Genomic DNA, 26,731 nt, shown 5'->3' on the forward strand with positions numbered 1-26,731 from the left:
GGCTCATCGTCCCCTCCTGGCCCCGCCGCCGCAACCCGCCCTGACCCGCCCCGCCCGCCACGCCGCCGCCCGGCAGCAGCCCGGCAGCGGCCCGCAGGCGCGCTCGGTCCTCGAAAACGATGTTAATCACATTCCAGATTTTCTGTTAAGTGCTTTTTTAAAAACAATAATCTTGAAAACAAATTCACGATTTTCGATGCGGAAATGTAAATTATTCACAAGCTTGCCAAGACCGCGCCGGAACGGCAGCCTTTGCGCATGAACAGGGATCCGATCCGCGCCGCCGATGACGAGGCCCGCCAGCGCGCGCGCCGGATGCTGGCCGCGATGCGCCATGCGGTGTTGGCGGTCAACGACCCGGACACCGGCCACCCGCATCTGTCGAAGATCGCCTGCCAGATCGGCCCGGACGGCGCGCCCCTGGCGCTGCTGTCGGGGCTGGCGGTCCACAGCCGGGCGCTGGCCGCCGATCCGCGCGGGGCGCTGCTGGTGGAAACGCAGAACGGCCGCGGCGACCCGATGATCTGGCCGCGCCTGTCCCTGCGGATCGTGGCCCGGGCGATCGACGATCCCGGCGGGCTGCGCGACCGCTGGCTTGGCGCGCATCCCAAGGCGGCGGTCTTCATCGACCTGCCCGATTTCCGGTTCTGGCGGCTGACGCCGCAAGCGGCGTTCCTGAACGCAGGGTTCGGCGCGGCGTTCCGGTTGACGCCGGCCGATCTTGGCGCCGATCCTGGCGCCGATCCTGTCCTTACATGAAGAAACGCCGCGACAAGGCCGCGGCGGTTTGGCGCCTTATTGCGGGCGGTCCATCCGGGCATAGACGGACACCTTGCCCTTGACCCCCGAGGGCCAGTTCAGCCGGATCTGACGCCTGGTGGTGCCGATCTCGGTCTGGACCCAGGGGGCGGCATCCACGCGCGTTCCGGCGGCATCGACGATGGCCGATTCCGCGATCACCGACTGGACCGACTTGGCCCATCCCTTGAAGGGCAGCCCCTCGATCACCGGAAGCGTCCAGCTGGCCGCGGCCGAAGCCTGGTTGTGCTGCAACATCAGCGGGTTCGCGACATAGCTGTTGATCCCGTTGAAGGTGTTCCCCTCGAATTGCAGGTTGCGCATGTTGTTGTAGTTCAGATCCGCGATCGAGGTATCGACCCGCTCGATCCGGTCGACATTGCCGTAAAGCGCCTTGAAGACGTTGCTGGTGACCGTCAGCCCGTGGATGAAGTGGCCGGTGCCATGGGGCTTGACCGTCAGCCAGGTGAACCAGGCGGCGGTGTTGGAACACAGGCAGGTGTTGCCGGTGACCGTCAGCCCGCCAAAGCTGAACTCGGACCCGGTGAAGTTCGGCTCGGCGCTGTGTTCGTTGGTCCACTCGATCGAGGCGTTGTCGATGTAGTTGCCGGTCACCGTGGTCTGCACGTTGGGTTGGGTCAGCACCAGTCCGGCATAGCGCAGCCCTTCGCCCGAACCGTCGCCCTGAAACCAGTGGTTGCCCGAGATGATGTGCCCGCCGCCGTCGGCCACCATGAAATGCGCGAACCGGACGAAACGGTTGTCGCGGATCTTCACGTCGTTGGCGTTGACGTTGATGGCGATGGTGGTCCGCTGCTGGGCGGGCAGGTCCATCTCGCTTGACAGGAACTGGCAGCGGTCCACCAGCAGATCCTGGCAGCCCCGGCCGATGGACGTGATGCCGCGGTCCTTGGGCTTGGTCACGTAGCAGTCGCGCAGCGCGATCATCTCGCCCTTGGGGGGCAGCATGATGCCGCTGGCCACCCCCTCGCAGTTCAGGTCCAGATCGACGAAGTTCAGCCGCGAGATCTGCTCGACGCCGGAAAAGTCGAACAGATAGCGATACCGTTCAAAGGTATAGCTGCGCGTTCCGGCCCCGCCGTAAAGGGGCTGCGACAGGGTCAGGGTCTTGGCCGCGACATCCTTGGCGTTCACGTAAACCTCGCGGCCCACCCCGTTGCCGATGACGCGGCTGCCGATCTCGATGGCGGCGACATTGGCGACGCCCGACAGCCGCAGCGGCTGCGCGGGGTCGTAGGTGGCCGTGCTGGTCCATTTGCCGTCGTCCCAGGCGGTGCCCGCCTTGGCGCTGATGCTGCCGTTGCAGATCACGCGGCGGTTGGAGAACCCCGTCAGGTCCGGCGCGAGCCTGCCCACGACCAGCGGCTCCTCCAGATCGACGCGGCGGCCGCACAGGTCCAGCGAAACATGGTCGGTATAGCCGAACAGGGCCTGAAGCGCCTTCTTCATGCCCAGCGTCTCGCTGCCGAAGGCATCGGCGTAGGTGGGAAAGTTGTAGCTTTGCAGAAACGAGACGCTGGTGGCGTCGGGCGTACGGATCGTTCCCTTGAAGCGGACCTTGCTGTTCAGCCCCAGGTCGCCGCTGATGAAGAACGTCCCCTCGGGCACCAAGATCCAGCCGCCCTTGGCCGCCTGGTCGGCCGCGACAAAGGCCGCGCGGTCGTTGGTGACGTTGTCGCCCCTGGCGCCATAGTCGCGCACGTCCACCCAGTCGATCAGCGAGGGGATGAAGGCCGATGTCACGTCCTCGATGCGCACCGATTCTATGCGGAAGGCACCGCCGTTGGCGCCGACCAGATCCAGCCCGAAATGGCCATACACCGGCGCGGTGCCCCAGGCCATGTCCACGCCCGGCCGGGATCCGACGCCGACAATGGCGCTGATTTCCATCGCCTCGCCATAGGCGGTCAGGGGCACGGCGGGGCCGACCTCGACCAGGCCGTCCACATGGGCGCGCGACCCGTTGCCCGCCCAGCCGGCGATGCGCGCGGAACACAGCGCGCCCGCCACCGCCTTGACGCGGGCCGAGACGCGCAGATAGACGCCGGGGATCATCGGCGTCTCGCCCATGAAGCGGATGCTGGTGGTGGTCTGCTGCTTCATCACCTCGAGGCAGGTGCCGAAATCCTGGTCCGCCGGAACCAGCGCGCCATTGTCGGCCGAGGCCCAGGTGGCGCTGCCCGGCGTCCCGTTCGTCATGGACCAGGCGTTCAGCCCGCCCCGGAAAGCGGGCGGCATCAGCAAAAGCCCGTTGGTGATCGCGATGTTCATGACCTATCTCCTTCAGCCGCGGCAGGCGCATGGGTGAAGGGATAGTTACCAGACGGTTAACGCGGCCTTGACGGGGCGGGCGTTGCAGCCCGGCCCCGCGCAACGGCCGTCAGAAATGGATCGCCCGGCCATAGGCGTCCAGAACCGCCTCGTGCATCATCTCGGACAGGGTGGGATGGGGGAACACCGTTTCCATCAGATCCTGTTCGGTGGTTTCCAGCTGCCGCCCGACGACATAGCCCTGGATCAGTTCGGTGACTTCCGCGCCGACCATGTGCGCGCCCAGCAGCTCGCCCGTCTTGGCGTCGAAGACGGTCTTGATCATGCCTTCGGGCTCGCCCAGGGCGATGGCCTTGCCGTTGCCCACGAAGGGGAAGCGGCCCACCTTGACCTCGTGGCCCAGTTCCTTGGCCTTGGCCTCGGTCAGGCCCACGCTTGCCACCTGCGGGTGGCAATAGGTGCAGCCCGCGATGGAGGAAGGCTTGACCGGATGCGGATGCCCGCCCGCGATAAGTTCGGCCACCATCACGCCCTCGTGGCTGGCCTTGTGCGCAAGCCAGGGCGCGCCCGCCACGTCGCCGATGGCATACAGCCCCTCGACCCCCGTGCGGCAGTATTCGTCGGTCAGGACATGGGTGCGGTCCACTTTCACGCCCAGGTCTTCCAGCCCCAGGTTCTCGACATTGCCGACGATACCCACGGCAGAGATCACGGTGTCGAAATCCTGCGTCTCGGTCTTGCCGCCGGTCTCGATATGGGCGGTCACGGTCGCGCCCTTGCGGTCCAGCTTCCTGACCGTGGCCTTTTCCAGGATCTTCATGCCCTGCTTGACGAACTGCTTCTTGGCGAAGGCGCTGATCTCGGCATCCTCGACCGGCAAAACGCGGTCCATCACCTCGACCACGGTGGTATCGGCGCCCAGCGTGTTGAAGAAGCTAGCGAATTCGATGCCGATGGCGCCCGACCCGATCACCAGCAGCTTCTTGGGCATGTGCGGCGGCACCAGCGCGTGCTTGTAGTTCCAGACCAGCTTGCCGTCCGGCTCCAGCCCCGGCAGTTCGCGGGCGCGGGCGCCGGTCGCCAGGACGATGGACTTGGCGGTGACTTCCTCGGTCCCCTTGTCGGTCTTGACGCTGATCTTGCCGGGCGCCACCAGCCGCGCCTCGCCCATGATGGTGGTGACCTTGTTCTTCTTGAACAGATGCCCGATGCCGCCGGTCAGCTGCTTGGCCACGCCGCGCGACCGGGCCACGACCTTTTCCAGGTCGAAGCCGATCCCTTCGGCGGACAGCCCGAAATCCTTGGCGCGGTGCATCAGGTGGAACACCTCGGCCGAACGCAGCAGCGCCTTGGTGGGGATGCAGCCCCAGTTGAGGCAGATGCCGCCCAGGTGCTCGCGCTCGACGCAGGCCACCTTCAGGCCCAGCTGAGCGCCCCGGATCGCGGCGACATAGCCGCCTGGCCCGGCGCCAATCACCACCATGTCGAAATTCTGGGCCATAGGCTTCCCCCGTCAGATCACGATAGTTCAGCGTTAAACCAATCGTGGAGGGGGGACAAGCAGCCCGGTCACGCGGCGCCGGAAGACTGCCGAAGGGCCGGATCGGATTGCTTGTCGTCCAGCGCGGCCTCGACCGCGATGGTTGTGGCATTGGGGGTGATGACGGCGAAATTGCCCTGCTCGTCCGGGGTCAGCGCCCGGCGGCGAGTGGTGCGCCAGGCGGCATAGGCGGTCAGCATCGCCAGCAGCACGGACATGTAGACCCAGAAGCCGTCGGGGCCGACAAGCTCCATCAGCCAGCCGGTGATGACCGGCCCGCCCATGGATCCGATGCCATAGATGAACAACAGCCCGGCCGAGGCCGCCGCCATGTCCGCCTGGTCCAAGTAGTCGTTGGTATAGGCCAGCAGCAGCGCGTAGATCGGGTTGGCGATGCCGCCCATCAGCGCGCCGGCGACCACCAGCCCCAGGGTGCCCGGCTGCACGGCAATGGCGGCGATGCCCGTCAGCGCCCCCACGGCGGCCAGCATCAGCACCAGCTTGCGCCGGTCGTAGCGGTCGGAAATCCAGCCGATCGGATATTGCAGCACCAGCCCGCCCGCATAGCTGGCCGCCACGAACAGCGAGATCTGCGCGACCGACAGCCCGACGGTCGCCCCCCAGACCGACGACATGCCCGACAGCACCGCGAAAACCCCTCCCATCAGGAAGATCCCCACGCAGCCCAGCGGCGAGGCGCGGTAAAGCTGGCGGAAGGTCATGCGCTTGATCGTCTGGAACTGGGGGGCGGGACGCGCGGACAGCAGGATCGGCATAAAGGCGAAGGACACCAGCACGGAGGCCACGATGAACAGCGTGTATCCGCCCGGATCGCTGGTGTTCAGCAGCGCCTGCGCCGCCACGATCCCCAGCAGCTGCACGATCATGTAGGCCGACAGCGTCTGGCCCCGGTTCTCGTTGGTGGATCCCGCGTTCAGCCAGCTTTCGGACGCGATATAGACCCCGCAGAAGCAGAAGCCGATCACGCAGCGCAGGGCCGTCCACCAGATCCAGTTCGGCTCCACCGAATACAGCACCAGCACCGACGAGATCATCGAGCCGAGCGCCGCGAAGACCCGCACATGGCCCACGTTCTTGATCAGGCCGGGCACCGTCAGGCTGCCCAGCAGAAAGCCCGCAAAATAGCCCGACATGACCACCGACATCTGCAAGGTCGGAATGCCTTCCAGCCCGCCCCGGATGCCCAGCAGCGTTCCCTGCATCCCGTTGCCGACCATCAGCAGCAGGATGCCCAGGAACAGCGGCCATGTCGTTCGCAGCACGGAAAGCATCGGAAGTCCCGTTCCAGAGAGTCGCGGTCCGCCGCCATCTGTGGCCCATCTGGCGGAAAGGGGCCACCCGTAAAGCGACCCTACGGGATCAACAGCGACGCATCGCCATAGCTGAAGAAGCGGTATCCCGTCCGAACCGCATGGGCATAGATCTTTCTGATCCTGTCCTGCCCCATCAGCGCCGAAACCAGCATCAGCAGCGTCGATTTCGGCAGGTGGAAATTGGTCATCAGACCGTCCGTCACCCGGAAGCGGTAGCCGGGATAGATGAAGATGTCGGTTGTTCCCTCGAAGGGGCGGACCGTGCCGTCGGCCTCGGCGGCCGATTCGATCAGCCGCAGCGCGGTGGTGCCGACCGGGATCACGCGGCGGCCTTCGGCCTTGGCGCGGTTGAGGGCGGCGGCGGCATCCGCGCCGACCTCGCCCCATTCGGCATGCATCCGGTGGGTTGTCACGTCCTCGACCTTGACCGGAAGAAAGGTGCCCGCGCCGACATGCAGGGTGACATGGACGAACTCGACCCCCTTGGCCGCCAGCCGGTCCAGCAGCGCGGCGTCGAAATGCAGGCTGGCGGTGGGCGCGGCGACGGCGCCCTGGCGGGCGGCCCAGACGGTCTGGTAATCCTGCCGATCCTGGTCGTCGGGCGCGCGCAGGGCGGCGATATAGGGCGGCAGCGGCATCGCGCCCACCTTCTGCAACGCCGCATCGAAGGCGTCGCCCTGGGCGTCGAAGCGCAGGCGCAGTTCGCCGTCCCCGATGTCGGCCACGGCGGCGGACAGGGCCTCGCCGAAGCGGATCACCTCGCCCGCGCGCAGCTTGCGCAAGGGTTTCGCCAGCGCTCGCCAGCCGTCGGCGGCGGGTTCCAGCAGCGTCACCTCGATCCGCGCCACGGCCTCGCCCTGCGGCGTCCGGCGGCTGCGCGTGCCGGTCAGCCGCGCCGGAATGACCTTGGTGTCGTTCAGAACCAGCACATCGCCCGGGCGCAGGATCTCGGGCAGGTCGCCGACGCGCCGGTCGTCCATCCCGGCCCCCTGGGCCAGCAGCAGCCGCGCCGCCGTGCGGGGGCGCGCCGGGCGCGTGGCGATCAGTTCCGGGGGAAGGTCGAAATCGAAATCGGACAGCTTCATGGGCGCCGCTTCTGCGCCCCCCGCGCCCCTGCGTCAAGCCGCAGCGGTCACCAAGCAAAAAAGTCAGCTTTACATTTCCGACAGAATCGCTAACTTTCCTTGGAACAGGAGCTTCGTGATGATTGTCTGCCACTGCACGCAAATCTCGGATCATGAGATCAAGGCGGCCATCGACTGGATGAGAACGGCGGACCCCCAGACGATCATCACGCCGGGAAAGATCTATCACGCGCTCGGCAAGCGCGCCGATTGCGGCGGATGCATGCCGCTCTTTCTGGACACCATGCGTCACTGCGATAATCTGGGTGTGGCCCCGCCGATTTTGCGGGCAAAATCAGATATCGCAAAGGACACCCACCATGAAGGGCGACGCAAAGGTCATCGACTATCTCAACGCGGCGCTGCGGTCTGAACTGACCGCCGTCAGCCAGTACTGGCTGCATTACCGTTTGCAGGAAGATTGGGGCTTCGGCCATATCGCCGAGAAGTCGCGCGCCGAGTCCATCGAGGAGATGCACCACGCCGACCGGCTGATCAAGCGAATCATCTTCCTGGAAGGCCATCCGAACCTTCAGAAGCTGGATCCGCTGCGCATCGGTCAGACCCTGCGCGAAACCCTGGATGCCGACCTGGCCGCCGAATACGACGCCCGCACCCTGTATCTGGAAGCGCGGGAATACTGCTCCAGCATCAACGACCAGGTGTCCAAGGCGCTGTTCGACGATCTGATCGAGGACGAGGAAGGCCATATCGACTTCCTGGAAACCCAGATCCAGCTTTACGAGACGATCGGCGCCCAGAACTATGGCCAGCTGAACGCCAAGCCCGCGGACAAGGCGGAATAAGGCGGACCGGCATTCGGCGGACACGCGCGCGGGGGCATCGGAAACGGCGCAGGCCTGAATGCCGCTTGGCCCCGCTTATCCCAGCCAGCGCCGCGCCAGATCGGGCAGTTCGTCGAAATGCCCGATCAGCGCGTCCGGCGCGAGGCGGGAAATCGCCTCGCCCTCGGGACCGAAGGACACCAGCGCCACCCTGACCCCCGCCGCCGCCGCCGTCTTGCGGTCGGTTTCGGTATCGCCCACCAGAAACGACGCGGGCACGCTGCCCCCCGCCCGTTCGACCGCCGCGCGGTAGGGACGCGGATCGGGCTTTCGGACCGGCAGCGTGTCCGCCGCGATCACCGACGCGAAGCGGTCCCGCACGCCAAGGGCGTGCAGCAGCGTTTCGGCCAGGCCGCCCGGCTTGTTGGTGCAGACGGCCAGGACGTGCCCGTCCGCCCGGAGGCGGTCCAGCACCGCCTCGACCCCGGGATAAAGCTTCGTGTGAACGGCGATGTTGTCGCCGTAATGGTCCAGCAGGCGGGGATAATCCTCGTCCTCGGCCCCCGGCGGCAGCAGCAGGTCCGCGCCCATCCGCCCGTAGCCCGCCCGCAGCATGGCCCGCCCGCCGTGAAACGCCGTCAGCGCGTCGGCGACCGGGTCCAGCGCGACCTCGATCCCGCGCGCCCGGAAGCAGGCGTTCGCCGCCGCGATCAGGTCGGCCGAGGTGTCGGCCAGCGTGCCGTCCAGATCGAAGACCACCGTTCCCGCCATGCGCCGCTTTCCTCCGTAACGATCCGACACCAAAGGTGAATGCGCCGGGCCTTCCCTGCGCGCCTTGTCCCGATTAGAACGCCCGGCAACGAATTGGAACAGATGCTGGGGACAGACATGGCAGAGAAGCCGGTGGCGATCGTGGTTCTGGCGGCCGGTCAGGGCAGCCGCATGCAGTCGGACCTGCCCAAGGTGCTGCACCGGCTGGGCGGGATGCCGCTGGTCGGACATGCGCTGGCCGTCGCTCGCACGCTGGAGCCCGAACAGGTGATCGTGGTCGCGGGCCATGGCGCCGACCTGGTGGCCAAGGCCGTGGGCAGGATCGACCCGGACGCGCGCATCGTGCTGCAACCCGAACAGCTTGGCACCGGCCACGCCGTCCGCCAGGCCCTGCCCGAGCTTGAGGGCTTCGAGGGCAAGGTGGTCGTTCTTTACGGCGACACCCCCTTTATCAGCGAGGACACGCTGGCCGCGCTGGCCGCCCATCCCGCGGATCTGGTTGTTCTGGGCTTCGAGGCCGAGGATCCCGGCCGCTACGGCCGTCTGATCGTCACCGACCGGGGATTAGAGCGGATCGTCGAATACAAGGATGCCGATGCGGCGGTGCGGGGTATCGCCTTGTGCAACAGCGGCGTCATGGCGCTGGACGCGGCGCTGCTGCGGCAGTTGATCGTGCGGCTGACCAACCAGAACGCGTCGGGCGAATACTACCTGACCGACCTCGTGGCGCTGGCCCGCGCCGAAGGCCGCAGCACCGATGTCGTCACCTGCGACGAGGCGGAAACCCTGGGCATCAACACCCGGACCGAACTGGCCGGGGCCGAGGCCGCCTTTCAGGACCGCGCCCGCCGGCGGGCGCTGGAGAACGGCGTGACGCTGAGCGATCCCTCGACCGTCTGGTTCGCGCTGGACACGGCCATCGGGCGCGATGCGGTGATCGGCCCCAACGTCGTTTTCGGCCCCGGCGTCACGGTGGAATCGGGGGCCGAGATCCTGCCCTTCTGCCACCTGGAGGGCTGCCATGTCTCGTCCGGCGCCACCGTCGGGCCGTTCGCCCGCCTGCGCCCCGGCGCGGAACTGGGAGGCGACGTGCATGTCGGCAACTTCGTGGAAATCAAGAACGCCGTGCTGGACGAAGGCGTGAAGGTCGGCCACCTGACCTATCTGGGCGACGCCCATGTGGGCGAACACAGCAACATCGGCGCGGGCACCGTGACCTGCAACTATGACGGCGTGATGAAGCACCGGACCGAGATCGGCGCCCGCGCCTTTATCGGCAGCGACACGATGCTGGTCGCCCCCGTGCGCGTGGGCCATGACGCCATGACCGGATCGGGTTCCGTGATCACCGCCGACGTGCCCGACGGCGCCCTGGCCCTGGGGCGCGCCCGGCAGGCGAACAAGCCCGGCCTCGCCACCCGCCTGATGGCCGCCCTGCGCGCGAAGAAGGAGGCCCGCTGATGTGCGGCATCATCGGAATCCTGGGCTCTCACGAGGTTTCGCCCCAACTGGTCGATGCGCTGCGGCGGCTGGAATACCGCGGCTACGACAGCGCCGGGGTCGCCACCGTTGACGCCCGGGGGCGGCTGGACCGGCGCCGCGCCGTGGGCAAGCTGGTCAACCTGTCCGACCGGCTGGTCCACGACCCCCTGCCCGGCCATATCGGCATCGGCCACACCCGCTGGGCCACCCACGGCGCCGCGACCGAGGCGAACGCCCATCCCCACCAGTCCGGCCCCGTGGCCGTCGTTCACAACGGCATCATCGAGAATTTCCGCGAACTGCGCGACGAGCTGGCGTCCCTCGGCATCCAGCCGCAGTCGCAAACCGACACCGAAACCGTGGCGCTGTGGACCGCCCATCACATGAACGCGGGCGCATCGCCCCTCGAGGCCGCGCGCAGCACGCTGGCGCGCCTGCGGGGCGCCTTTGCCCTGGCCTTTCTGTTCGACGGAGAGCAAGACCTGATGATCGCCGCCCGCAAGGGCAGCCCGCTGGCCATCGGCCATGGCAGCGGCGAAATGTTCCTGGGATCGGACGCCGTGGCGCTGGCGCCCTTTACCGACCGCATCACCTATCTGGAGGACGGCGACCACGCCGTCCTGACCCGCGCGGGGGCGCGGATCTTCGATGCGGCGGGCAACCAGACCAACCGGATCGAGGCCCGCATCGACACGGGCGCCACGGCCATCGACAAAGGCGGCTATCGCCACTTCATGGCCAAGGAGATCGCCGAACAGCCCGTGGTGATCGGCGACGTGCTGACCCACTATGTCAAGGACGGCCGGATCGTGCTGCCCGAGGGGCTGGACTTCCGGGACGTGGACCGCATCAGCCTGGTCGGCTGCGGCACCGCGCATCTGGCGGGCCATGTCGCGAAATACTGGTTCGAGCAACTGGCGGGCCTGCCCTGCGACATCGACGTGGCGTCCGAGTTCCGCTATCGCGAGCCGCCGTTGTCGCCCCGAAGCTGGTTCATCGCCGTCAGCCAGTCCGGCGAGACCGCCGACACGCTGGCCGCGCTGCATTACGCCAAGGATCACGTCGCCCGCACCGTGGGGCTGGTGAATGTCGGCACCTCGGCCATCGCGCGCGATTCCGACATCGCCCTGCCCACCCGCGCGGGAATCGAGGTCAGCGTGGCCTCCTCCAAGGCCTTCACCTGCCAGTTGACGGTTCTGGCGATCCTGGCGCTGAAGGCCGCCCGCGACCGGGGCCGCATCGACGACGCGGTTCTGGCCGCGCATCTGGCGGACCTGCGCAGCGTTCCCGGCCTGATGCAGCAGGTGCTGAATCTGTCCGACGACTGCCGCGCGCTGTCGGAATGGCTGTCGCAGGCCCGCGACGTGCTGTTTCTGGGCCGGGGCGCGCTGTATCCCGTGGCGCTGGAAGGCGCGCTGAAGCTGAAGGAGCTGAGCTATATCCACGCCGAGGGCTATGCCTCGGGGGAACTCAAGCACGGCCCCATCGCGCTGATCGACCGCGACGTGCCGGTGGTCGTGCTGGCGCCCCACGACGCGCTGTTCGAAAAGACCGTGTCGAACATGCAGGAGGTGATGGCCCGCCACGGCCCGATCCTGCTGCTGTCGGACGAGGCCGGGCTTTCGGCGGCCGGCCACGGGGTGCAGGCCACGCTGCGGATGCCCTCGGGCGGGGGGGTGTTCCAGCCGATCCTGTATGCGATCCCGATGCAGTATCTGGCCTATCACACGGCGGTCGCCAAGGGCACCGACGTGGACCAGCCCCGCAACCTGGCGAAATCGGTGACGGTGGAATAACGGATCCGCGCCCTGCCGGGCGGGACCGGATACGGCGCCGCCCGACCCCCGGAAGGCGCGCACCCGCCAGATGGCGGAACGCGCCCTGGAAAAGGTCCGACGGTTCCTTGCCGGCGACAACCGGACAACGGCCCCGGCGTGGCGGCGGGCGCAGGCCGTCCCCGCAAGGCCCGGCGGCAGGAACGGCACCCGGCGCGACGCGTCGCAAGGGCCATGGCCTTCGCCGATCGCATGACGGAAGGCGCGCGGGACAGGCCCGCGCCTTTTTCGCCCTTATGCCACGTCGGCGCGGCCTTCGCCGGCGATGCGGGCCTCAAGCTCCAGCATCTGGTGGACGGCATTCGCGGCCTCGGCGCCCTTTTTGACGAAGTGGTCGCGGTAAAAGCCCGTCAGCAGCTCGGTTTCCTGATAGTTGTGCGGCGTCAGCGAGACCGAGAAGCAGGGCACGCCGGTTTCCAGCCCGACATTCATCAAGCCGGTCACGACGGCGGTGGCGACGAAATCGTGGCGGTAGATGCCGCCGTCCACCACCAGTGCGGCGGCGACCACGGCGTCGAATCGGCCGGTCTGGGCCAGCTTTTTCGCCAGCAGCGGCATCTCGAAGGCGCCAGGCACGTCATAGGCCACGACTTCGGCGCCGGGAATCAGGCGCCGCTGTTCGGCCAGGAAACCATCGTGGGCGCGGTCCACGACATCGGAATGCCAGCGGGCCTTGATGAAGGCGATACGGGGGGTCTTATGGGTCATCTTTCAGGAACCTTACGTTGACTTGCGTATGGTCCCAGGACACGAGCCATGACCGTGCCATGGGACGGCGCGGCCACGGTTCTCTTTCATCCAGACTATACTGTCGGCCCCGGAGTTCCACCGGATCTGCTGACCCCACCGTTGCCGATGGGCGCTCGCGGGCTGTGACCGCCGGTGGGGAATTGCACCCCGCCCTGAGAACGGCCCCTGGATAGCACAGGACACCCCCGCCGCCAAGAGGGCCTCAGCCGATGCGGGCCAGCGCCTCCTGCACCGCGGCGCGCAACTGGTCCTCGCCGTAGGGCTTGCACAACAGGACGGTTTGCGCGGGGCAGCCCGCTGGCAGGTGGCTGTCGCCCGTGGCATAAACCACCGCCAGCCCCGGCTGGACCTCGACCGCGCGCTGCGCCAGGTCGTTGCCGTTCATGTCGGGCAGGCCAAGGTCGGTCAGCAGCAGGTCGAAGCCCTGGCCCTTCAGGCGCTCCAGCGCGGGGGCGGCCTTGCCGGCCTGGGCGACGGAATGGCCCATCTCCTCCAGCATGATGGCGGTGTCGGCGCGGATCAGGGCGTTGTCTTCGACCAGCAGGATCGACACGGGCCGTTCGTGGGCGGGCGCGGGTTCGGGTGCGGGTTGCGCCGCGCGCAGGGCCTCGGCCGCCTTGCGGGCCTGCTGGGCGTTGGCGATGACGTGGCGCAACCGGCGCGCCAGGGCCTCGCGCGGATAGGGTTTCGACAAAAGCTCCACCCCCGGATCCAGCCGACCGCCATGGACAATGGAATTCTCGGTATAGCCCGAGGTGAACAGCACCCCGAGCCCCGGCAGGATCTCTTGCGCGCGGCGGGCCATCTCGCGGCTGGACAGGGTGCCGGGCATCACCACGTCGGTGAACAGCACGTCGATATGCAGCCCGCTTTCCACCACCGCCAGCCCCGCCTGCGCGTCCCGCGCGGTCAGCACCCTGTAGCCTAGCGAACCCAGCAGATCGACCACGGTGGTGCGCACGGCCTCGTCGTCCTCGACCACCAGAACGGTTTCGGTTCCGCCGGTGATGGGACCGTCATATTGCGGCGCGTCGCTTTCCTCCTCGCTGTCAGAGCGGGGCAGATAGATGCGCACGGTCGTTCCCTCGCCCGGCTCGCTGTAGACGGAGACATGGCCGCCCGACTGCTTCACGAACCCGTACACCATCGACATGCCCAGTCCCGTGCCGCGTCCCTCGGGCTTGGTGGAATAGAACGGATCGAAGATCCGCTCCAGCACGTCGGGCGCCATCCCGCAGCCGGTATCGGTCACGGCCAGCATCACGTAATCCCCCGCCGCGACATCGCCCGCGGCCTCGGCATAGGTGGCGTCAAGCTGGGCATTGCTCATCTCGATGGTCAGGCGTCCGGGGCCGTCCATGGCGTCGCGCGCGTTGATCGCCAGGTTCAGCAGCGCGCTTTCCAGCTGCGCCCGGTCCACGCAGATGTTCCACAGGTTCGAGGGCACGATCACCTCGACCTCGATCGCCTCGCCCAGCGAGCGGCGCAGCAACTCGTCCATCTCGTTCACCAGCCGGTTGGGCTGGATGACCCGAGGCTCCAGCGGCTGGCGGCGTCCGAAGGCCAGAAGCTGGCTGGCAAGCTTGGCCCCGCGGGCCACGGCGGACAGCGCGTTCTCGACCCGCTGGCCCGCCTTGTCGTTGCCCTCGACATCCTTCGACAGCATCTGAAGATTGCCCGCGATCACCTGGAGAAGATTGTTGAAATCATGCGCCACGCCGCCGGTCAACTGGCCCATGGACTCCATCTTCTGGGCCCGGTGCAGCGCCTGTTCGGTGGTGCGGTGACGCTCGATCTCGTCGCGGACGCGCGCTTCCAGCGTTTCGTTGAGCTGGCGCAGCTGGTCCTCGGCCCGCTGCCGGTGGGTGATCTGGCGCTGCAAGTCCTCGGCCTGGGCCTGCAACTGCGCCTCGCCCATGCGTTGCTCGGTTACGTCGGTATGGACGCCCACCCATTCGGTGACGGCCCCTTCGGCGTTCAGCGTCGGCACGGCGCGGATCGCGAAGATCCGGTATTCGCCGTCCGCGCAGCGCACCCGGTGTTCCCATTCGAAGGTGGAGCGGGCGTCCAGCGCCCGCTGCCAGGCCTCGATGGTTTCGGCGCGGTCGTCGGGATGAACCGCCTCGGACCAGCCATAATCCTGATAGTCGTCGAATTCCTGCCCGGTCAGGGCCGCCCATCCGCGCTGTTCGCCCACCATGCGGCCATCGGCGCTGTTGGTCCACAGGATGCTGTGGATCGCGTCCACGGCAGCACGAAAGCGGTCGTTGCTTTCGCGCAGCTGGAATTCGGTCTTCTTGCGGTCCTCGATGTCGATCAGGATCATGTAAACGCCGTCGATCCGCCCGTCGCCCGACTTGCGCGGCAGGCAGCGCATCTCGAAGCTGCGGGGGCGGTCGCCGGGCAGGCGGACCATGGCATCGACATTCACCGTCTCGCCCGCAAGGGCTTGGTTCAGCATGTCTTGCGGCAGGGCGCCCTGATCGGGGCCGAGGATGTCCGAAATCCGCTGGCCGATCACCTGTTCGCGCTTGACCCCGAACACGTCCAGAAAGCACTGGTTGGCAAAGCGGAACACCAGCGAGCGATCCAGAAAGCCCACCAGGATCGGCAGCGCGTCGGACAGGTGGTAAAGCTCGGCCCGGCTTTCGGCCAGGGCCTCTCGCGCGCGGACGGTGCCGGTGATTTCCAGGACGGTGCACAGGACGCCATCGACCCGGGCGCCGTCCTCGTCGTAGATCGGCGCGTAGAACAGGTCGAAAACCACATGCTCCGGTGTGCCGTTGCGGTTCAGAACCAGAGGCTGTTCGCGAAAGGCCTGCACCTCGCCCCGCAGGCCGCTTTCCAGGATCCGGCGGTTCCAGTCCCAGATCTCGGGCCAGACGGCGGGCACGGTGCCGCCAAGCGCGCGCGGATGATAGTTTCCCGCGATCTCGGCATAGCCGTCGTTGTAGATCATCACGTGATCCGGCCCCCACATCAGAACCTGCGGGATCGGAGAGTTGACCAGCGAATTGACCTTGATCCGCAGATGCCGGGGCCATGTCTCGACCGGGCCAAGCGAGGTCTGCGACCAGTCGAACCTGCGCACCAGCTCGCCGCAAACGCCGCCGCCGACGGGCCACGAACGGGAAAGCTGTTCAGTCGTCATGTCGCACCGATGGTCAGAAAGGAATCGCCGGAACCTAGGCATGGATCAGGCAAGCCGCAAGGCGCGACGTGGGGTGCATTCTTTTAAATCGCATGGCGCGAAAGGCCCCGGTCCGGCGCCTAGACCGCGATTCCGTGACGCCCCGCCAGGTCGGTGAAGAACTGCCAGGCCACCCGGCCCGACCGGCCGCCGCGCGTGGCCTGCCATTCGATCGCCTCGGCCCGCAGTGCGTCGTCGCCGATGGCAAGGCCATAAGCGTCGCAATAGCCGCGCACCATCGCCAGGTATTCGTCCTGCGAACAGGGGTGAAAGCCCAGCCACAGCCCGAAGCGGTCGGACAGGGACACCTTTTCCTCGACCGCCTCGCCCGGGTGGATGGCGGTGGCGCGTTCGTTGTCGATCATGTCGCGCGGCATCAGATGGCGGCGGTTCGACGTGGCATAAAGGATCACGTTCGCGGGCCGCCCGCTGATGCCCCCGTCCAGCACGGCCTTGAGCGACTTGTACTGCGTGTCGTCGTGGCTGAAGGACAGGTCGTCGGAAAACAGCAGGAACCGCTTGTCCGCCGCGCGGCCCAAGATCGCCAGCAGCCGCGCCACCGATCCAAGGTCGTCGCGGGCGATCTCCACCAGAACCAGCGGCAGGCCCTGGGCCACGGCTTCGGCATGGACGGCCTTGACCAGGGACGACTTGCCCATCCCCCGCGCGCCCCACAGCAGCGCGTTGTTGGCGCCAAAGCCGCGCGCGAATTGCAGCGTGTTGTCCAGCAGGATCCGCTTGGCCCGGTCGATGCCGATCAGCTGCACCAGATCGACGCGGCTGACCGTTTCGACCGGCTCCAGCCGGTCGGGATCGGGGTGCCAGACATAGGCCGCCGCTTCGGCGAAGCTGGCCGCGGCAACGGGCGGCGGGGCCAGGCGCTCCAGCGCGGCGGCGATGCGGGCCAGGGCGTCGGTATCGGACAGGTCGCGCATCATTCGCCGTCGTCCAGCAGTCCTTCGGCGCGCAGCTCGGCGTCGCGCTTTTTCTCGATGCGCCGCACGATCTGGATCGAGATCTCGTAAAGCCCGTAGATGACCGAGAACAGCACAAGCTGGCTGCCCACGTCGGGCGGCGTCAGGCAGGCCGCCAGCACCAGGATGATGACGATGGCATAGCGGCGCGTGCTGGCCAGCGTCTCGGCCGAGACCAGCCCCGCCCGGCCCATCAGCGCCAGCGCGACCGGAAGCTGGAAGGACAGCCCGAAGGCCAGGATGAAGCGCGTGGTCAGGTTCAGGTATTCGCTGACCGAGCCCTGGAACACGATTCCCGCCAGATGCGAGGCCCCCTGCGCCGTGTCGGGATCGTCCGGCAGCGCCAGCGGCCCCTGCTGGAAACCCAGAAAGAACGTGAACACCATCGGCAGGATGACGTAATAGGCGAAGGCCGCGCCAAGCGCGAACATCACGGGCGAGGCGACGAGAAAGGGCAGGAAGGCCCGCTTTTCGCTGCGGTAAAGGCCCGGGGCGACAAAGCGCCACAGCTGGTATCCGATCACCGGAAAGGCCAGCATGAAGCCCCCGAAAAAGGAAATGCGGATGGCGACGGTGAAGCCTTCCTGCAACTTCAGCAGGATCAGGCCGCATTCCTGGCCGCGGTCCTGCAACGCCGCGCAGATCGGCTGGGTCAGGAAGTTGTAGATCGGGTTCCAGACCACATAGCACAGGATCATCGCCACCACGAAGGCCAGCGCGGACCAGATGATCCGGGTCCGCAACTCCTTCAGGTGCTCGATCAGCGGGGCCGAGCTGTCGTCCAGCTCGTCGAGGTCTTGCGATGCCACTTAGCGGTCCTTCATGTCCGAACGGCGGACCCCGGCGATGCGGCGGGAACTGTCGGCGGCCGCCGCGGGGTCGTTCGCCGCCTGCAATGCGGCAGGCGCGGGGGGCGCGTCAACGGGCCGGGTATCCGCAGGGGCCGCAGGCGCGGCCGGGTCGGGCATGGCGCGCGCGGTTCTGTCCAGGCTGGCCTTGGGATCCCATTGCTCGAACCGCGTGGCGGCGCGGTCCAGCGCGTCCAGACCCAGGGATTTCTTCGAGGTCAGGGACTTCAGATCCCTCAGATCCTTCGACACGTCGCCGATGCCGCTGCCCTTGGCGGCATCCTCCATGGCGGTGGTGAATTCGCGCGCCATGGAGCGCGCCCGCGCCGTGATCCGGCCCAGGGTATGAAACAGCTTCGGCAAATCCTCGGGGCCGATGACAACCAGCGCGACAACGCCGATCAGCAGCAGTTCGCTCCACCCGACATCCAGCATTCAGGACCCCCCTGCCCGGTTTTCGGGATCAGACGCGGGGTTCGCTCGAGGGGGTCACGTCGCGCGCCTCGGTTCCCGGAACGGGCTGAACGGGCTGGATCGGCTGGACCGGCTTGTCGAGAGCGGCGTTGCGTTCGGCGTTCGACTCGGACGTGCCGTCGTTCAGCCCCTTTTTGAAGGCGGTGATGCCCTTGCCGAATTCGCCCATCAGCGAGGAAACCTTGCCGCGGCCGAACAGGACCAGGACCACGATGGCGATGACGAGCAGTGCCATGGGGGACGGTGCGTGCATTCCAGTTCTCCAGTTCCAGAGTCAGGCCAATGACCTGGGATAAGCCAATCTGCGGAATATAGGCCCTTGGCCGCCGCAGCGAAACCCCAACTGCCACGATTCGCGGCCCTCGTCATCAATCTGCGACAAACTGACGGTATTTTGACAAGGCTGCCCCCGGCCGCCCGGCTTGGCAGAGCCGGGCGTGCAGGCCATAAGGCGGCATGGACCTGTCGCCCTATGTCACCGCCTTTGTCACGCTGTTCGTGGTGATCGACCCGATCGGGCTGGCGCCGGTGTTTATCGCCCTGACCCCCGGCATGTCCGCCGCGCAGCGCCGCCGCATCGGCTTTCGCGCGCTGGTGATCGCCGCGGTCCTGATGATGATCTTCGGACTGGCGGGCGAATCGATCCTGGCCGCCATCGGCATCTCGATTTCCGCCTTTCGCATCGCGGGCGGGTTGCTGCTGTTTCTGACCGCGCTCGACATGCTGTTCGAACGCCGCACCCAGCGGCGCGAGCATCAGGGCGAGGGCGATCCCCCGGACCACGATCCGTCGGTCTTTCCGCTGGCCATGCCGCTGCTGGCCGGGCCGGGCGCGCTTGCCACGATGATCCTGCTGACGGGCGAGGCGCCGGGCATCGGCCACATGGTCATGGTGAACGGGATGATGCTGTCGGTGCTGGTGATCGCCATGGCGCTGTTCGTGATCGCCACCCCCCTGGCCAACGCGCTTGGGCGGACCGGCGTGATGGTGGTCACCCGCCTGCTGGGGATGCTGCTGGCCGCGCTGTCGGTCCAGTTCGTCATCGACGGGCTGAAGGGATCGGGGCTGTTCCCGTGACCGGCGACGACACGATGCAACTGGTCTATTACGGCGTGCTGCTGCTGGTGATCGGCGGCGCGATGGTGTTCGAGCTTGCCGGCCGGGGCGGCCGGGCCCTGCGCCAGATCATGCTGTGGGTGGTCATCTTCGCGGGCGCCGCGCTGGCCGCCGACTGGTGGCTTCAGGGCAACGCCCCGCGCCAGCAGGTGCTGGACGGCGGCCGGATCGAGATCCCGGTGGGCCGCGACGGCCATTTCCACCTGACCGCCCTTGTGAACGGGCAGGAGGTGCGCTTCATGGTCGATACCGGCGCGTCCTCGATCGCGCTTGGCCCGGCCGACGCGCGCCGCGTGGGTCTGGACCCGGATGACCTGGCCTATGTCGGAACCGCCGTCACCGCGAACGGCCGGGTGCAGACCGCCCCCGTGACCATCGACGAAATCGCCATCGGCGACATCGTGGACCGCAACGTCCGGGCCTACGTGATCGGCCCGGAACTGGACGGGTCGCTGCTGGGCATGTCCTATCTGCGCACCTTCGCCCGGGTGAGTTTCGAAGGCGATCTGCTGATCCTGGAGCGGTGAGACCCGGGCGAAAAACAGGGGGGTGAAGCCCCGTCCTGCGGCTGAACGGGCGGAAAAAAAGGGAATGCGGCAAGCATTTTCCCCTTTCCCGCGTGCGGCCGCGCCGTTGGCGACGGTTCAGCCCCGCGAGCACGCCCGGCGGTTCGGACGGAAATGGCGCTGCGCGGTTCTCGCGATCAGTCCAGGTCCAGCGGCGGCGTCGGCCCGCTGTCCTCGAGATGCCAGACCGCCTGCCAGCGCCCGGCCTTCCGGTCCAGCGTCAGGTAGTTCCGTTCCGCCGCATAGCGGTGCCGCTGGCCGGGCAGCGGCTTGATGCGGATCGGATGGCCCGGCAGCGGCGCCTCGCCCAGGCCCGCGAACAGCCCGAGCGCGCGGGCATAGGCCTTGGGCGGCGCGCGGTGCGAGATGCCCGAGGCGACAAGCTGGTGGATCCGTGCGGCCTCCGGCCCCATCTCGGCCCGGGTCGCCAGGTGGATCTCTCCCGACAGGACCGTAAGGGGGGCGGTCTCGCGCATCCGCAGCACCTGCCCCAGCATCCGCCGCCATTCGTCGCGATGCGCGTGGCTTTGCCATTGGTCCCGCAGGTCGTCCTCGTAATGCTGCATCCGGGGGATGGCCATCATCAGCGATTCCAGCAGCGACAGCCGAGGCCCCAGCAGCGGCACGCTGGACACCATGAAGACGTGATCGCCGCCGGGCCGCATGGCCTCGACCGCGGTCCAGCCGCCCGGTCCCATCACCCGATGGCGGTTCCGTTCGGACCGCAGGTCGGGCGCCCACAGCGTGACGCCCGGCAGGTCGCGCCGCCAGCCCAGGTTGCGGCCCGCGGGATCCAGGAACAGCGCGGGCACGTCCGCCTCGGTCGCGCCGTGCTGGAACAGCAGATACATCCGCCGCGCCACGGCGAACAGCGTCCGGCCCACCGCCGACATGGTGCGGCTTTCGGGCAGCGACCCCCAGCCGTCGCAGATGTCATGATCGTCCCACACCGACAGCGAAGGCACGGAGGCGAACAGATCCGCGCAGCCTTCGGCCGCCAGCACCATCGTGTAGCGTTCGGCGAAGCGCCGTTCCAGATGCCGGGCCAAATCCTCCAGATCCCCGGCCGAGGGGTCGGCCGGGACATGCTTCGGCCAGTCCTGGGACAGGGGATGGCCGCGCGTCGCCTCGTCCGCATAGATCTGGTCGCCGCCTTGCAGCAGCAGGGCAAAGGGCGCGCGGGCATGGTCGGCCTGCAACCGCGCCCACATCCGGTTGCGCTCGGCGGAATCGCGCTCCAGGTCGCCGTTCTCCTCGCCATTGCAGGACACGAAGGCCATACGGATGTCGCCGTCCAGCCGGGTGGCCACGGGATGGGCGCGGTTCTCCAGACGGTAGCCGGGTTCGCCCGCGGCCAGGGTGAAGTCGTGGCGCCAGACGGACAGTCCCGCGACACGGGCCAGAAGCACCGGCGGGACGGCGCCGCGCTGCGTCTCGACCGCGCCGGGCGCTCCGGTCCCGTCGGGGCGGACGGTGATCGCGGCAAGGTGCAGACCAGCGCCGTCGCAGCCCCGAAAATGCAGGATCGGACCCGCGAAACCCTGTTTTTCCGTCATGATCCCGTTCGCGCCCTTTCTGTTCCGGTGGGACGCTAGATAGGCGCTTCAACCCCGATTGCATCCCCGAATCAGGATCCTAGCGGCTTTGTGTGGATCAATGCCCGCCCGGGATGCGACAGCCCCGGCACCAGGGGGAAAAGATCCGCCTGCAAGGCATGGTAGATGTCGGGCTTGCCCTGGAACTGGCCGGTGGCGGGGCGGTCGTCCGGGCCAAGTTCGGGAAACCAGCCGCCATGGTCGTGGTCGATCAGCCGGGCATCCGCAAAGCGCCACAAGCGCCGGTACCAGGTCTCGTCTTCTGGCCGGGGATCCAGCTTGATCAGGGCGGCCAGGGCGCCGATGGCTTCGGTCACGGGCCACCAGTAGCGGTCGGGCCGGGCCACGCGCCCGCCGCCGTCCAGCGTATAGGCCAGCCCGCCCCGGGGCAGCCAGGCATCCGCAAGCGCGGTTTCCACCAGCAGCCGCGCCTGGCGGGGCGCCTGCGGATCGGACCTGCCCGCCAGATCCCAATATTGCAGCAGCAGACGCGCCATCTCGAAGGAATGGCCCGGGGTGGTGCCCGCCGGGCGGAACATCGGATTGCCCTCGTAGTCCGGGTCGGGCCGCCAGCCGGCATCGTAATGTTCCGGGATCCGCCAGCCGTTCGCCGCCGCCTGTCCGGCAATGAAGAACCCGAGGATCCGGCCCGCCCGGCGCAGGCATTCGCCGTCGCCGGTGGCCTCATGGGCGGCCAGCAGCGCCTCGACCCCGTGCATGTTGGCGTTCATGCCGCGATAGGCGGAAAAGACCTGCCAGTCGCGGGTGAACTCGTCGCGGAACAGTCCGGCGGCTTCGTCCCAGAAGCGATCCTCCAGCACCTGGGCGGCATCGGCCAGCAGCCGGTCGGCATCGGGATGGCCCGCCATCCTGGCGCTGGAAGCCGCCAGCAGCACAAAAACGTGGCCGTAGGCCAGCTTCGTGCCGTCCGCCACCGCGCCGTCCCGCAGCGACCAGACATAGCCGCCATGCCGCGCGTCGCGATGCCCGCGCCACAGCAGGTCCATTCCCCGGTCGATGATCCCCGCCCGGTCCGCCCGCCCCGCCAGCTGCCCGAGCGCATAGGAATGGACCAGCCGCGTCGTCACGTGCAGTTCCAGCGGCCCGGACACCGGCTGGCCCGTCCGATCCAGCGTCCGCAATCCCCGATCCCCGGCGCTTGCATCGAAAAGCTCCAGCGCGCGCCGGGCATCGCGGACCAGGAAACGGCGATGCGCCGGATCCTCCAGCCAATGGCCCCCGTTCGCGCCCCCCAGATCCGTCCGTTCCATCATGCCCCTCGCTGGTCTGACTGGAGAAAGTGCCGATACCGCGCCCGATCCGCAATCTTTTTGCCGCCGCCCCCTTGCATCCCGGCCCACGATTCGCCACGTCAGGCCTCAGCGGGACCGGGCCCCTCTGACGGCAATCCATGCCGTGATGTCGGAACCGCATCGAGCGTGCCTCGATGCAAAGCGGCCCTGATCTATGTGAAGCTCTTGGCATCGATGCACATTTAGTAACGATGAGGGCAAACGTGGAACTGCTTTTTCTCTTATTCCTGGGCAAGCCGCTGTGGATGTGGCTGCTGTTCGTGGCGATCGTGATCGCGCTTCTGGTCTTCGACCTGGGCGTGCTGCACAAGGACGACAACGAGATCGGCGTGGCCGAAAGCCTCAAGCTGTCGGCCATGTATCTGACAATGGGCGTGCTGTTTTCGGGATTTGTCTGGTGGCAGATCGGGGCCGAGGAAAGCAAGCTCTACCTGACGGCCTTTGTGGTCGAAAAAACCCTGGCGATGGACAACGTCTTTGTTATCGCCATGATCTTCACCTATTTCGCGATCCCGCCGAAGTACCAGCACCGGGTGCTGTTCTGGGGCATCCTGGGCGTGATCGTGCTGCGCGGCCTGATGATCGGCCTGGGCGCGACGCTGGTCAGCCAGTATTCCTGGATCCTGTATGTCTTCGCGCTGTTCCTGATCTTCACCGGCGTCAAGATGATGATGGTGGGCGACAAGCCCCTGGACATTTCCCAGAACCCCGTGCTGCGTTTCATGAAGCGCCGCATGAACGTGACCGAGGAGATCCACGGCCACGATTTCTGGGTGAAGAAGCCTCACCCCGCCACGGGCAGAATGGCGTGGTTCGCCACGCCGCTGTTCCTGGCCCTGGTGATGGTCGAGATCGTGGACGTGATCTTCGCCGTGGATTCGGTGCCTGCCGTCTTCGCGATCACGGCGGATCCGTTCATCGTCTATACGTCGAACATCTTCGCCATCCTGGGCCTGCGGGCGCTGTATTTCGCACTGGCGGCGATCATCCACCGCTTCCATTATCTGAAATACGCGCTGTCGGTGCTGCTGATCTTCATCGGGTCCAAGGTCTTCGTGGCCGACCTGCTGGGATGGGAAAAGTTCCCCGCCTCGTGGTCGCTGGGGATCACCTTCGCGATCCTGGGTGCCGGCGTGGTCTATTCCCTGTGGAAAACCAGGGGCGACCAGCCGGAACCGCAGATCGCCCAAGCGCCCAACGAATGACGCAAACGCTGGACAAGGCGCCCGCCGTGGCGCCTTGTTCCGATTCTGTCCCGCAGGCGGCCTTCATGCCTTTGCACCGGCGCGCGCTTCGTGCAGACTGTGAACAGCCCGACCTGCTGAACAAAGTGAACTGATGCTTCTGGAAATTCTCGTCGTCCTGCTGCTGACGATGTTCAACGGCGTCCTGGCGATGTCGGAACTGGCCATCGTCTCGGCCCGGCCCGCGCGGCTCAAGGTCATGGCGGCCGAAGGCAGCCGCGGCGCGCAGACCGCCCTGGAGCTGGGGGCGGAACCGGGGCGGTTCCTGTCCAGCGTGCAGATCGGCATCACCCTGGTCGGCGTGCTGTCCGGCGCCTTTTCGGGCGCCACCCTGGGCACGCGCCTGTCGGCGGCGCTGATGGAAAGCGGCCTGTCCCCCGCCCTGGCCCAGACGCTGGGCGTCGGCGGCGTGGTGGTGCTGATCACCTATCTGTCGCTGATCATCGGCGAGCTGGTGCCCAAGCAGATCGCGCTCCGCTCGCCCGAGGGGGTCGCCGTCCGGATTTCCCCGCTGATCCTGTTCATCTCGCGCATCGCCGCGCCCATCGTCTGGATCCTGGACAAGTCGGGCAACATCGTTCTGCGGCTTCTGGGCCAGTCGGGCGAATCCGAACGCGGCATCTCGGACGAGGAAATCCGCGTGATGCTGTCCGAGGCCCGCAGCGCCGGCGTGATCGAGCCTGCGGAAACGGAAATGATCGCCGGCGTCATGCGCATCGCCGACCGGTCCGCGCGCGGGCTGATGACCCCCCGGCACGAGGTCGAAACCGTTGACGTGACCGATGCCGCCGCCGACGTGCTGCAACGGTTCCGCGACAGCCGCCGATCGCGCCTGCTGGTCCGCGAAGGCTCGGACAACGACATCATCGGCGTGATCACCCTGCGGGATCTCTTGTCCGAGGACGTGACCGACCTGCGCCCCCTGGTGCAGGAGGTGCCGGTGGTCCGCGAAGGCCTGCCCGCGCTGAACGTAATCGAGGAGCTGAAGGCCAGCCCGGCGCATATGCTGCTGGTCTACGACGAATACGGCCATTTCGAGGGCGTGATCACCGCCATGGACCTGCTGGAGGCGATCGCGGGCGATTTCCCCGAACCGGGCGACGACGAGCCCAAGGCCGTGCAGCGCGAGGACGGCAGCTGGCTGGTCGCGGGCTGGATGCCCGCCGACGAGTTTGCCGAGATGATCGGCATCAGCCTGCCCGAGGATCGGGATTATCAGTCGGTCGCGGGCCTGGTTCTGGACCGCGCGGGCGTTCTGCCCGACATCGGCGCGCAGATCACGCTGGCGAACTGGCGGATCGAGGTCGTGGATCTCGACGGGCGCCGGATCGACAAGCTGCTGGTGTCGCAGCTTGCCGAGGCCTAGGGGTCAGGCGCGCCGGCCGCGCCCGATGCCCAGAAGCTGATAAAGCACCAGGGCGGCCAGGGTAGACGTGCCGATCCCGCCCAGGGCGAAGCCGCCGATGGTGACGGTGAAATCGCCCGCCCCCAGGATCAGCGCCACGCCCACGGTGAACAGGTTGCGCGGGTCGGCGAAATCGACCCGGTTGTCCACCCAGATCCGCGCCATGGCCGATGCGATCAGGCCGAAGACCGACACGGCCAGCCCCGCCAGAACCGGCGCGGGAATGGTTTGCAGGATCGCGCCGAACTTGGGCGACAGGCCCAGAAGAATGGCGATGGCGGCGGCGACAGGGAAGATCAGCGTCGAGTAAACCCGCGTCATCGCCATGACGCCGATGTTCTCGGCATAGGTCGTGACGCCGGTTCCGCCCCCTGCCCCGGCGATCATGGTGGCAAGCCCGTCGCCCAGAAAGCCGCGCCCGATATAGCGGTCCATGTTCTGCCCGGTGATCGCGCCAAGCGCCTTGATGTGGCCCAGGTTCTCGGCCACCAGAACAACGGCGACGGGGGCGATCATGCCGGTGGCGGTCCAGTCGAACTGCGGCGCGGTGAAGTTCGGGATGCCGAACCATGCCGCCTGCCCCACGCGGGAAAAGTCGATGCCGGGCACGATTCCCGCGCCGTTGCCGAAGACCAGCACCAGCCCGTAACCGAAGGCCAGCGCCACCAACACCGCGATCCGCCGCGTGGCGCGGGCGCCATAGGCCGACACCGCCGCCATGCACAACACCGTCGCCAGGGCGATGGCCAGATGCGCCATGCCGCCCTTCAACTGCCCCACGGCCACGGGCGCAAGGTTCAGCCCGATGGACACGCCGATGGCTCCGGTAACGGCGGGCGGCATCAGCCGTTCGACCCATCCGGTCCCGGCGGCCATCACCGCCAGCCCGATCAGCGCATAAACCAGCCCCGCCGCGATGATCCCGCCAAGCGCCACGCCGATGTTCGGATTGGTCCCGCCGCCCGCAAATCCGGTCGCGGCCATCACCACCGCGATAAAGGCGAAGGACGATCCCAGATAGCTGGGCACCCGTCCGCCGGTGATGACGAAGAACAAGAGCGTGCCGATGCCGGAAAAGAACACCGCGACGTTCGGGTCGAAGCCCATGATCAAGGGCGCCAGGATCGTCGATCCCGACATGGCCAGCAGGTGCTGCAAGCTCATGGGAATGGCCGCGGCCCAGGGAAGCTTCTCGTCAGGAAGAACCGTGGCGCCGGTGGCCGGGCGCCAAAGGGGAAAATAGCCCATCGTCTCTCTCGGGATAGTGATTCTGGCGGCAGGCTTAGCCGATCGGC

24 protein-coding genes and 1 riboswitch are annotated in these 26,731 nt (G+C 67.4%); of the genes, 10 read left to right on the plus strand and 14 right to left on the minus strand.

Annotated elements, in window-relative coordinates; translation table 11 throughout:
- Positions 1-258: 258 nt before the first annotated feature.
- A complete protein-coding gene (locus ACFOM8_RS15605; protein WP_377762907.1) occupies positions 259-759 on the plus strand; it encodes a pyridoxamine 5-phosphate oxidase in 501 nt (166 codons plus the stop codon).
- Positions 760-795: 36 nt separating this feature from the next.
- On the opposite strand, the gene ACFOM8_RS15610 is transcribed toward ACFOM8_RS15605, so the two are convergent.
- From ACFOM8_RS15610 to queA, 4 genes are all read right to left on the minus strand, one after another.
- Positions 796-3,090, minus strand: coding sequence for a glycosyl hydrolase family 28-related protein (locus ACFOM8_RS15610; RefSeq protein ID WP_377762909.1), 2,295 nt, complete (start codon positions 3,088-3,090; stop codon positions 796-798).
- Between the two features lie 109 nt (positions 3,091-3,199).
- Entirely contained in the window at positions 3,200-4,591 is a 1,392-nt protein-coding gene (gene lpdA, locus ACFOM8_RS15615; RefSeq protein ID WP_377762910.1) for a dihydrolipoyl dehydrogenase, read from the minus strand.
- Between the two features lie 68 nt (positions 4,592-4,659).
- Positions 4,660-5,922: an MFS transporter gene (locus tag ACFOM8_RS15620; RefSeq protein ID WP_377762912.1), complete on the minus strand. Its 1,263-nt coding sequence runs from the start codon at positions 5,920-5,922 to the stop codon at positions 4,660-4,662.
- Positions 5,923-6,002: 80 nt separating this feature from the next.
- Positions 6,003-7,049: a tRNA preQ1(34) S-adenosylmethionine ribosyltransferase-isomerase QueA gene (gene queA, locus ACFOM8_RS15625; RefSeq protein ID WP_377762913.1), complete on the minus strand. Its 1,047-nt coding sequence runs from the start codon at positions 7,047-7,049 to the stop codon at positions 6,003-6,005.
- Between the two features lie 118 nt (positions 7,050-7,167).
- Between queA and ACFOM8_RS15630 the strand changes: the two genes are divergently transcribed.
- Both ACFOM8_RS15630 and bfr read left to right on the plus strand, forming a co-directional pair.
- Positions 7,168-7,461: a (2Fe-2S)-binding protein gene (locus tag ACFOM8_RS15630; RefSeq protein WP_377763013.1), complete on the plus strand. Its 294-nt coding sequence runs from the start codon at positions 7,168-7,170 to the stop codon at positions 7,459-7,461.
- On the plus strand, positions 7,409-7,894 hold the full coding sequence (gene bfr, locus ACFOM8_RS15635) for a bacterioferritin (protein ID WP_377762915.1): 486 nt from the start codon (positions 7,409-7,411) through the stop codon (positions 7,892-7,894). Before ACFOM8_RS15630 ends, bfr begins: the two co-directional genes overlap by 53 nt.
- Positions 7,895-7,969: 75 nt before the next feature.
- Here bfr and ACFOM8_RS15640 read toward each other — a convergent pair whose 3' ends face one another.
- Complete coding sequence (locus tag ACFOM8_RS15640; protein ID WP_377762917.1) at positions 7,970-8,644, minus strand: HAD-IA family hydrolase; 675 nt, start codon at positions 8,642-8,644, stop codon at positions 7,970-7,972.
- Between the two features lie 117 nt (positions 8,645-8,761).
- Between ACFOM8_RS15640 and glmU the strand changes: the two genes are divergently transcribed.
- Complete coding sequence (gene glmU, locus ACFOM8_RS15645; RefSeq protein ID WP_377762918.1) at positions 8,762-10,105, plus strand: bifunctional UDP-N-acetylglucosamine diphosphorylase/glucosamine-1-phosphate N-acetyltransferase GlmU; 1,344 nt, start codon at positions 8,762-8,764, stop codon at positions 10,103-10,105.
- Positions 10,105-11,922, plus strand: coding sequence for a glutamine--fructose-6-phosphate transaminase (isomerizing) (gene glmS, locus ACFOM8_RS15650; RefSeq protein WP_377762920.1), 1,818 nt, complete (start codon positions 10,105-10,107; stop codon positions 11,920-11,922). Before glmU ends, glmS begins: the two co-directional genes overlap by 1 nt.
- 273 nt (positions 11,923-12,195) lie before the next feature.
- Here glmS and ACFOM8_RS15655 read toward each other — a convergent pair whose 3' ends face one another.
- The 6 genes from ACFOM8_RS15655 to ACFOM8_RS15680 all read right to left on the minus strand — a co-directional run bounded on the left by ACFOM8_RS15655 (position 12,196) and on the right by ACFOM8_RS15680 (position 18,450).
- A complete protein-coding gene (locus tag ACFOM8_RS15655) occupies positions 12,196-12,669 on the minus strand; it encodes a 6,7-dimethyl-8-ribityllumazine synthase (protein WP_377762921.1) in 474 nt (157 codons plus the stop codon).
- Positions 12,670-12,743: 74 nt separating this feature from the next.
- Positions 12,744-12,875, minus strand: a riboswitch (FMN riboswitch).
- 38 nt (positions 12,876-12,913) lie between these two features.
- Positions 12,914-15,862 (minus strand): hybrid sensor histidine kinase/response regulator, encoded by a 2,949-nt coding sequence (locus tag ACFOM8_RS15660; RefSeq protein WP_377762923.1) that lies wholly within the window; start codon positions 15,860-15,862, stop codon positions 12,914-12,916.
- A 119-nt stretch (positions 15,863-15,981) separates the two neighbouring features.
- Complete coding sequence (locus ACFOM8_RS15665) at positions 15,982-16,839, minus strand: ATP-binding protein (protein WP_377762924.1); 858 nt, start codon at positions 16,837-16,839, stop codon at positions 15,982-15,984.
- Entirely contained in the window at positions 16,836-17,684 is an 849-nt protein-coding gene (gene tatC / locus ACFOM8_RS15670) for a twin-arginine translocase subunit TatC (RefSeq protein WP_377762926.1), read from the minus strand. Before tatC ends, ACFOM8_RS15665 begins: the two co-directional genes overlap by 4 nt.
- Positions 17,685-18,158: a Sec-independent protein translocase protein TatB gene (gene tatB, locus ACFOM8_RS15675; protein ID WP_377762927.1), complete on the minus strand. Its 474-nt coding sequence runs from the start codon at positions 18,156-18,158 to the stop codon at positions 17,685-17,687.
- Positions 18,159-18,186: 28 nt separating this feature from the next.
- A complete protein-coding gene (locus ACFOM8_RS15680; protein ID WP_377762929.1) occupies positions 18,187-18,450 on the minus strand; it encodes a twin-arginine translocase TatA/TatE family subunit in 264 nt (87 codons plus the stop codon).
- A gap of 203 nt (positions 18,451-18,653) precedes the next feature.
- Between ACFOM8_RS15680 and ACFOM8_RS15685 the strand changes: the two genes are divergently transcribed.
- Positions 18,654-19,274, plus strand: a complete 621-nt coding sequence (locus ACFOM8_RS15685; protein WP_377762931.1) for a MarC family protein — start codon at positions 18,654-18,656, stop codon at positions 19,272-19,274.
- On the plus strand, positions 19,271-19,840 hold the full coding sequence (locus tag ACFOM8_RS15690) for a retropepsin-like aspartic protease family protein (RefSeq protein ID WP_377762932.1): 570 nt from the start codon (positions 19,271-19,273) through the stop codon (positions 19,838-19,840). The genes ACFOM8_RS15685 and ACFOM8_RS15690 overlap by 4 nt, the downstream gene beginning before the upstream one ends.
- A 176-nt stretch (positions 19,841-20,016) precedes the next feature.
- On the opposite strand, the gene ACFOM8_RS15695 is transcribed toward ACFOM8_RS15690, so the two are convergent.
- Positions 20,017-21,435, minus strand: coding sequence for an alkaline phosphatase D family protein (locus ACFOM8_RS15695; protein WP_377762934.1), 1,419 nt, complete (start codon positions 21,433-21,435; stop codon positions 20,017-20,019).
- 71 nt (positions 21,436-21,506) lie between these two features.
- Positions 21,507-22,748 carry an AGE family epimerase/isomerase gene (locus ACFOM8_RS15700; RefSeq protein WP_377762935.1) on the minus strand — a complete coding sequence of 414 codons (1,242 nt, stop codon included), beginning with the start codon at positions 22,746-22,748 and terminating at the stop codon, positions 21,507-21,509.
- A 242-nt stretch (positions 22,749-22,990) separates the two neighbouring features.
- On the opposite strand from ACFOM8_RS15700, the gene ACFOM8_RS15705 reads away from it, so the two are divergent.
- Genes ACFOM8_RS15705 through ACFOM8_RS15715 form a run of 3 tightly spaced genes read left to right on the plus strand, consistent with a single transcriptional unit; the run spans position 22,991 to position 25,397 of the window.
- Complete coding sequence (locus tag ACFOM8_RS15705; protein ID WP_377762937.1) at positions 22,991-23,992, plus strand: TerC family protein; 1,002 nt, start codon at positions 22,991-22,993, stop codon at positions 23,990-23,992.
- Entirely contained in the window at positions 23,989-24,126 is a 138-nt protein-coding gene (locus ACFOM8_RS15710; protein ID WP_377762938.1) for a hypothetical protein, read from the plus strand. The genes ACFOM8_RS15705 and ACFOM8_RS15710 overlap by 4 nt, the downstream gene beginning before the upstream one ends.
- Positions 24,126-25,397, plus strand: a complete 1,272-nt coding sequence (locus ACFOM8_RS15715; protein ID WP_377762939.1) for a hemolysin family protein — start codon at positions 24,126-24,128, stop codon at positions 25,395-25,397. Before ACFOM8_RS15710 ends, ACFOM8_RS15715 begins: the two co-directional genes overlap by 1 nt.
- A 3-nt stretch (positions 25,398-25,400) precedes the next feature.
- Here the strand turns inward: ACFOM8_RS15715 and ACFOM8_RS15720 are convergent, their stop codons facing one another.
- Positions 25,401-26,684, minus strand: coding sequence for a solute carrier family 23 protein (locus ACFOM8_RS15720; RefSeq protein ID WP_377762941.1), 1,284 nt, complete (start codon positions 26,682-26,684; stop codon positions 25,401-25,403).
- Between the last annotated feature and the right edge of the window lie 47 nt (positions 26,685-26,731).

The organism is Paracoccus angustae, assembly GCF_042648745.1.
Taxonomy (GTDB): domain Bacteria; phylum Pseudomonadota; class Alphaproteobacteria; order Rhodobacterales; family Rhodobacteraceae; genus Paracoccus; species Paracoccus angustae.

Coding starts and splice junctions, on each gene's coding strand:
- ACFOM8_RS15605 (WP_377762907.1), top strand. CDS start 259: ATGAACAGGGATCCGATCCGCGCCGCCGATGACGAGGCCCGCCAGCGC.
- ACFOM8_RS15610 (WP_377762909.1), bottom strand. CDS start 3,090: ATGAACATCGCGATCACCAACGGGCTTTTGCTGATGCCGCCCGCTTTC.
- lpdA (WP_377762910.1), bottom strand. CDS start 4,591: ATGGCCCAGAATTTCGACATGGTGGTGATTGGCGCCGGGCCAGGCGGC.
- ACFOM8_RS15620 (WP_377762912.1), bottom strand. CDS start 5,922: ATGCTTTCCGTGCTGCGAACGACATGGCCGCTGTTCCTGGGCATCCTG.
- queA (WP_377762913.1), bottom strand. CDS start 7,049: ATGAAGCTGTCCGATTTCGATTTCGACCTTCCCCCGGAACTGATCGCC.
- ACFOM8_RS15630 (WP_377763013.1), top strand. CDS start 7,168: ATGATTGTCTGCCACTGCACGCAAATCTCGGATCATGAGATCAAGGCG.
- bfr (WP_377762915.1), top strand. CDS start 7,409: ATGAAGGGCGACGCAAAGGTCATCGACTATCTCAACGCGGCGCTGCGG.
- ACFOM8_RS15640 (WP_377762917.1), bottom strand. CDS start 8,644: ATGGCGGGAACGGTGGTCTTCGATCTGGACGGCACGCTGGCCGACACC.
- glmU (WP_377762918.1), top strand. CDS start 8,762: ATGGCAGAGAAGCCGGTGGCGATCGTGGTTCTGGCGGCCGGTCAGGGC.
- glmS (WP_377762920.1), top strand. CDS start 10,105: ATGTGCGGCATCATCGGAATCCTGGGCTCTCACGAGGTTTCGCCCCAA.
- ACFOM8_RS15655 (WP_377762921.1), bottom strand. CDS start 12,669: ATGACCCATAAGACCCCCCGTATCGCCTTCATCAAGGCCCGCTGGCAT.
- ACFOM8_RS15660 (WP_377762923.1), bottom strand. CDS start 15,862: ATGACGACTGAACAGCTTTCCCGTTCGTGGCCCGTCGGCGGCGGCGTT.
- ACFOM8_RS15665 (WP_377762924.1), bottom strand. CDS start 16,839: ATGATGCGCGACCTGTCCGATACCGACGCCCTGGCCCGCATCGCCGCC.
- tatB (WP_377762927.1), bottom strand. CDS start 18,158: ATGCTGGATGTCGGGTGGAGCGAACTGCTGCTGATCGGCGTTGTCGCG.
- ACFOM8_RS15680 (WP_377762929.1), bottom strand. CDS start 18,450: ATGCACGCACCGTCCCCCATGGCACTGCTCGTCATCGCCATCGTGGTC.
- ACFOM8_RS15685 (WP_377762931.1), top strand. CDS start 18,654: ATGGACCTGTCGCCCTATGTCACCGCCTTTGTCACGCTGTTCGTGGTG.
- ACFOM8_RS15695 (WP_377762934.1), bottom strand. CDS start 21,435: ATGACGGAAAAACAGGGTTTCGCGGGTCCGATCCTGCATTTTCGGGGC.
- ACFOM8_RS15700 (WP_377762935.1), bottom strand. CDS start 22,748: ATGATGGAACGGACGGATCTGGGGGGCGCGAACGGGGGCCATTGGCTG.
- ACFOM8_RS15710 (WP_377762938.1), top strand. CDS start 23,989: ATGACGCAAACGCTGGACAAGGCGCCCGCCGTGGCGCCTTGTTCCGAT.
- ACFOM8_RS15715 (WP_377762939.1), top strand. CDS start 24,126: ATGCTTCTGGAAATTCTCGTCGTCCTGCTGCTGACGATGTTCAACGGC.
- ACFOM8_RS15720 (WP_377762941.1), bottom strand. CDS start 26,684: ATGGGCTATTTTCCCCTTTGGCGCCCGGCCACCGGCGCCACGGTTCTT.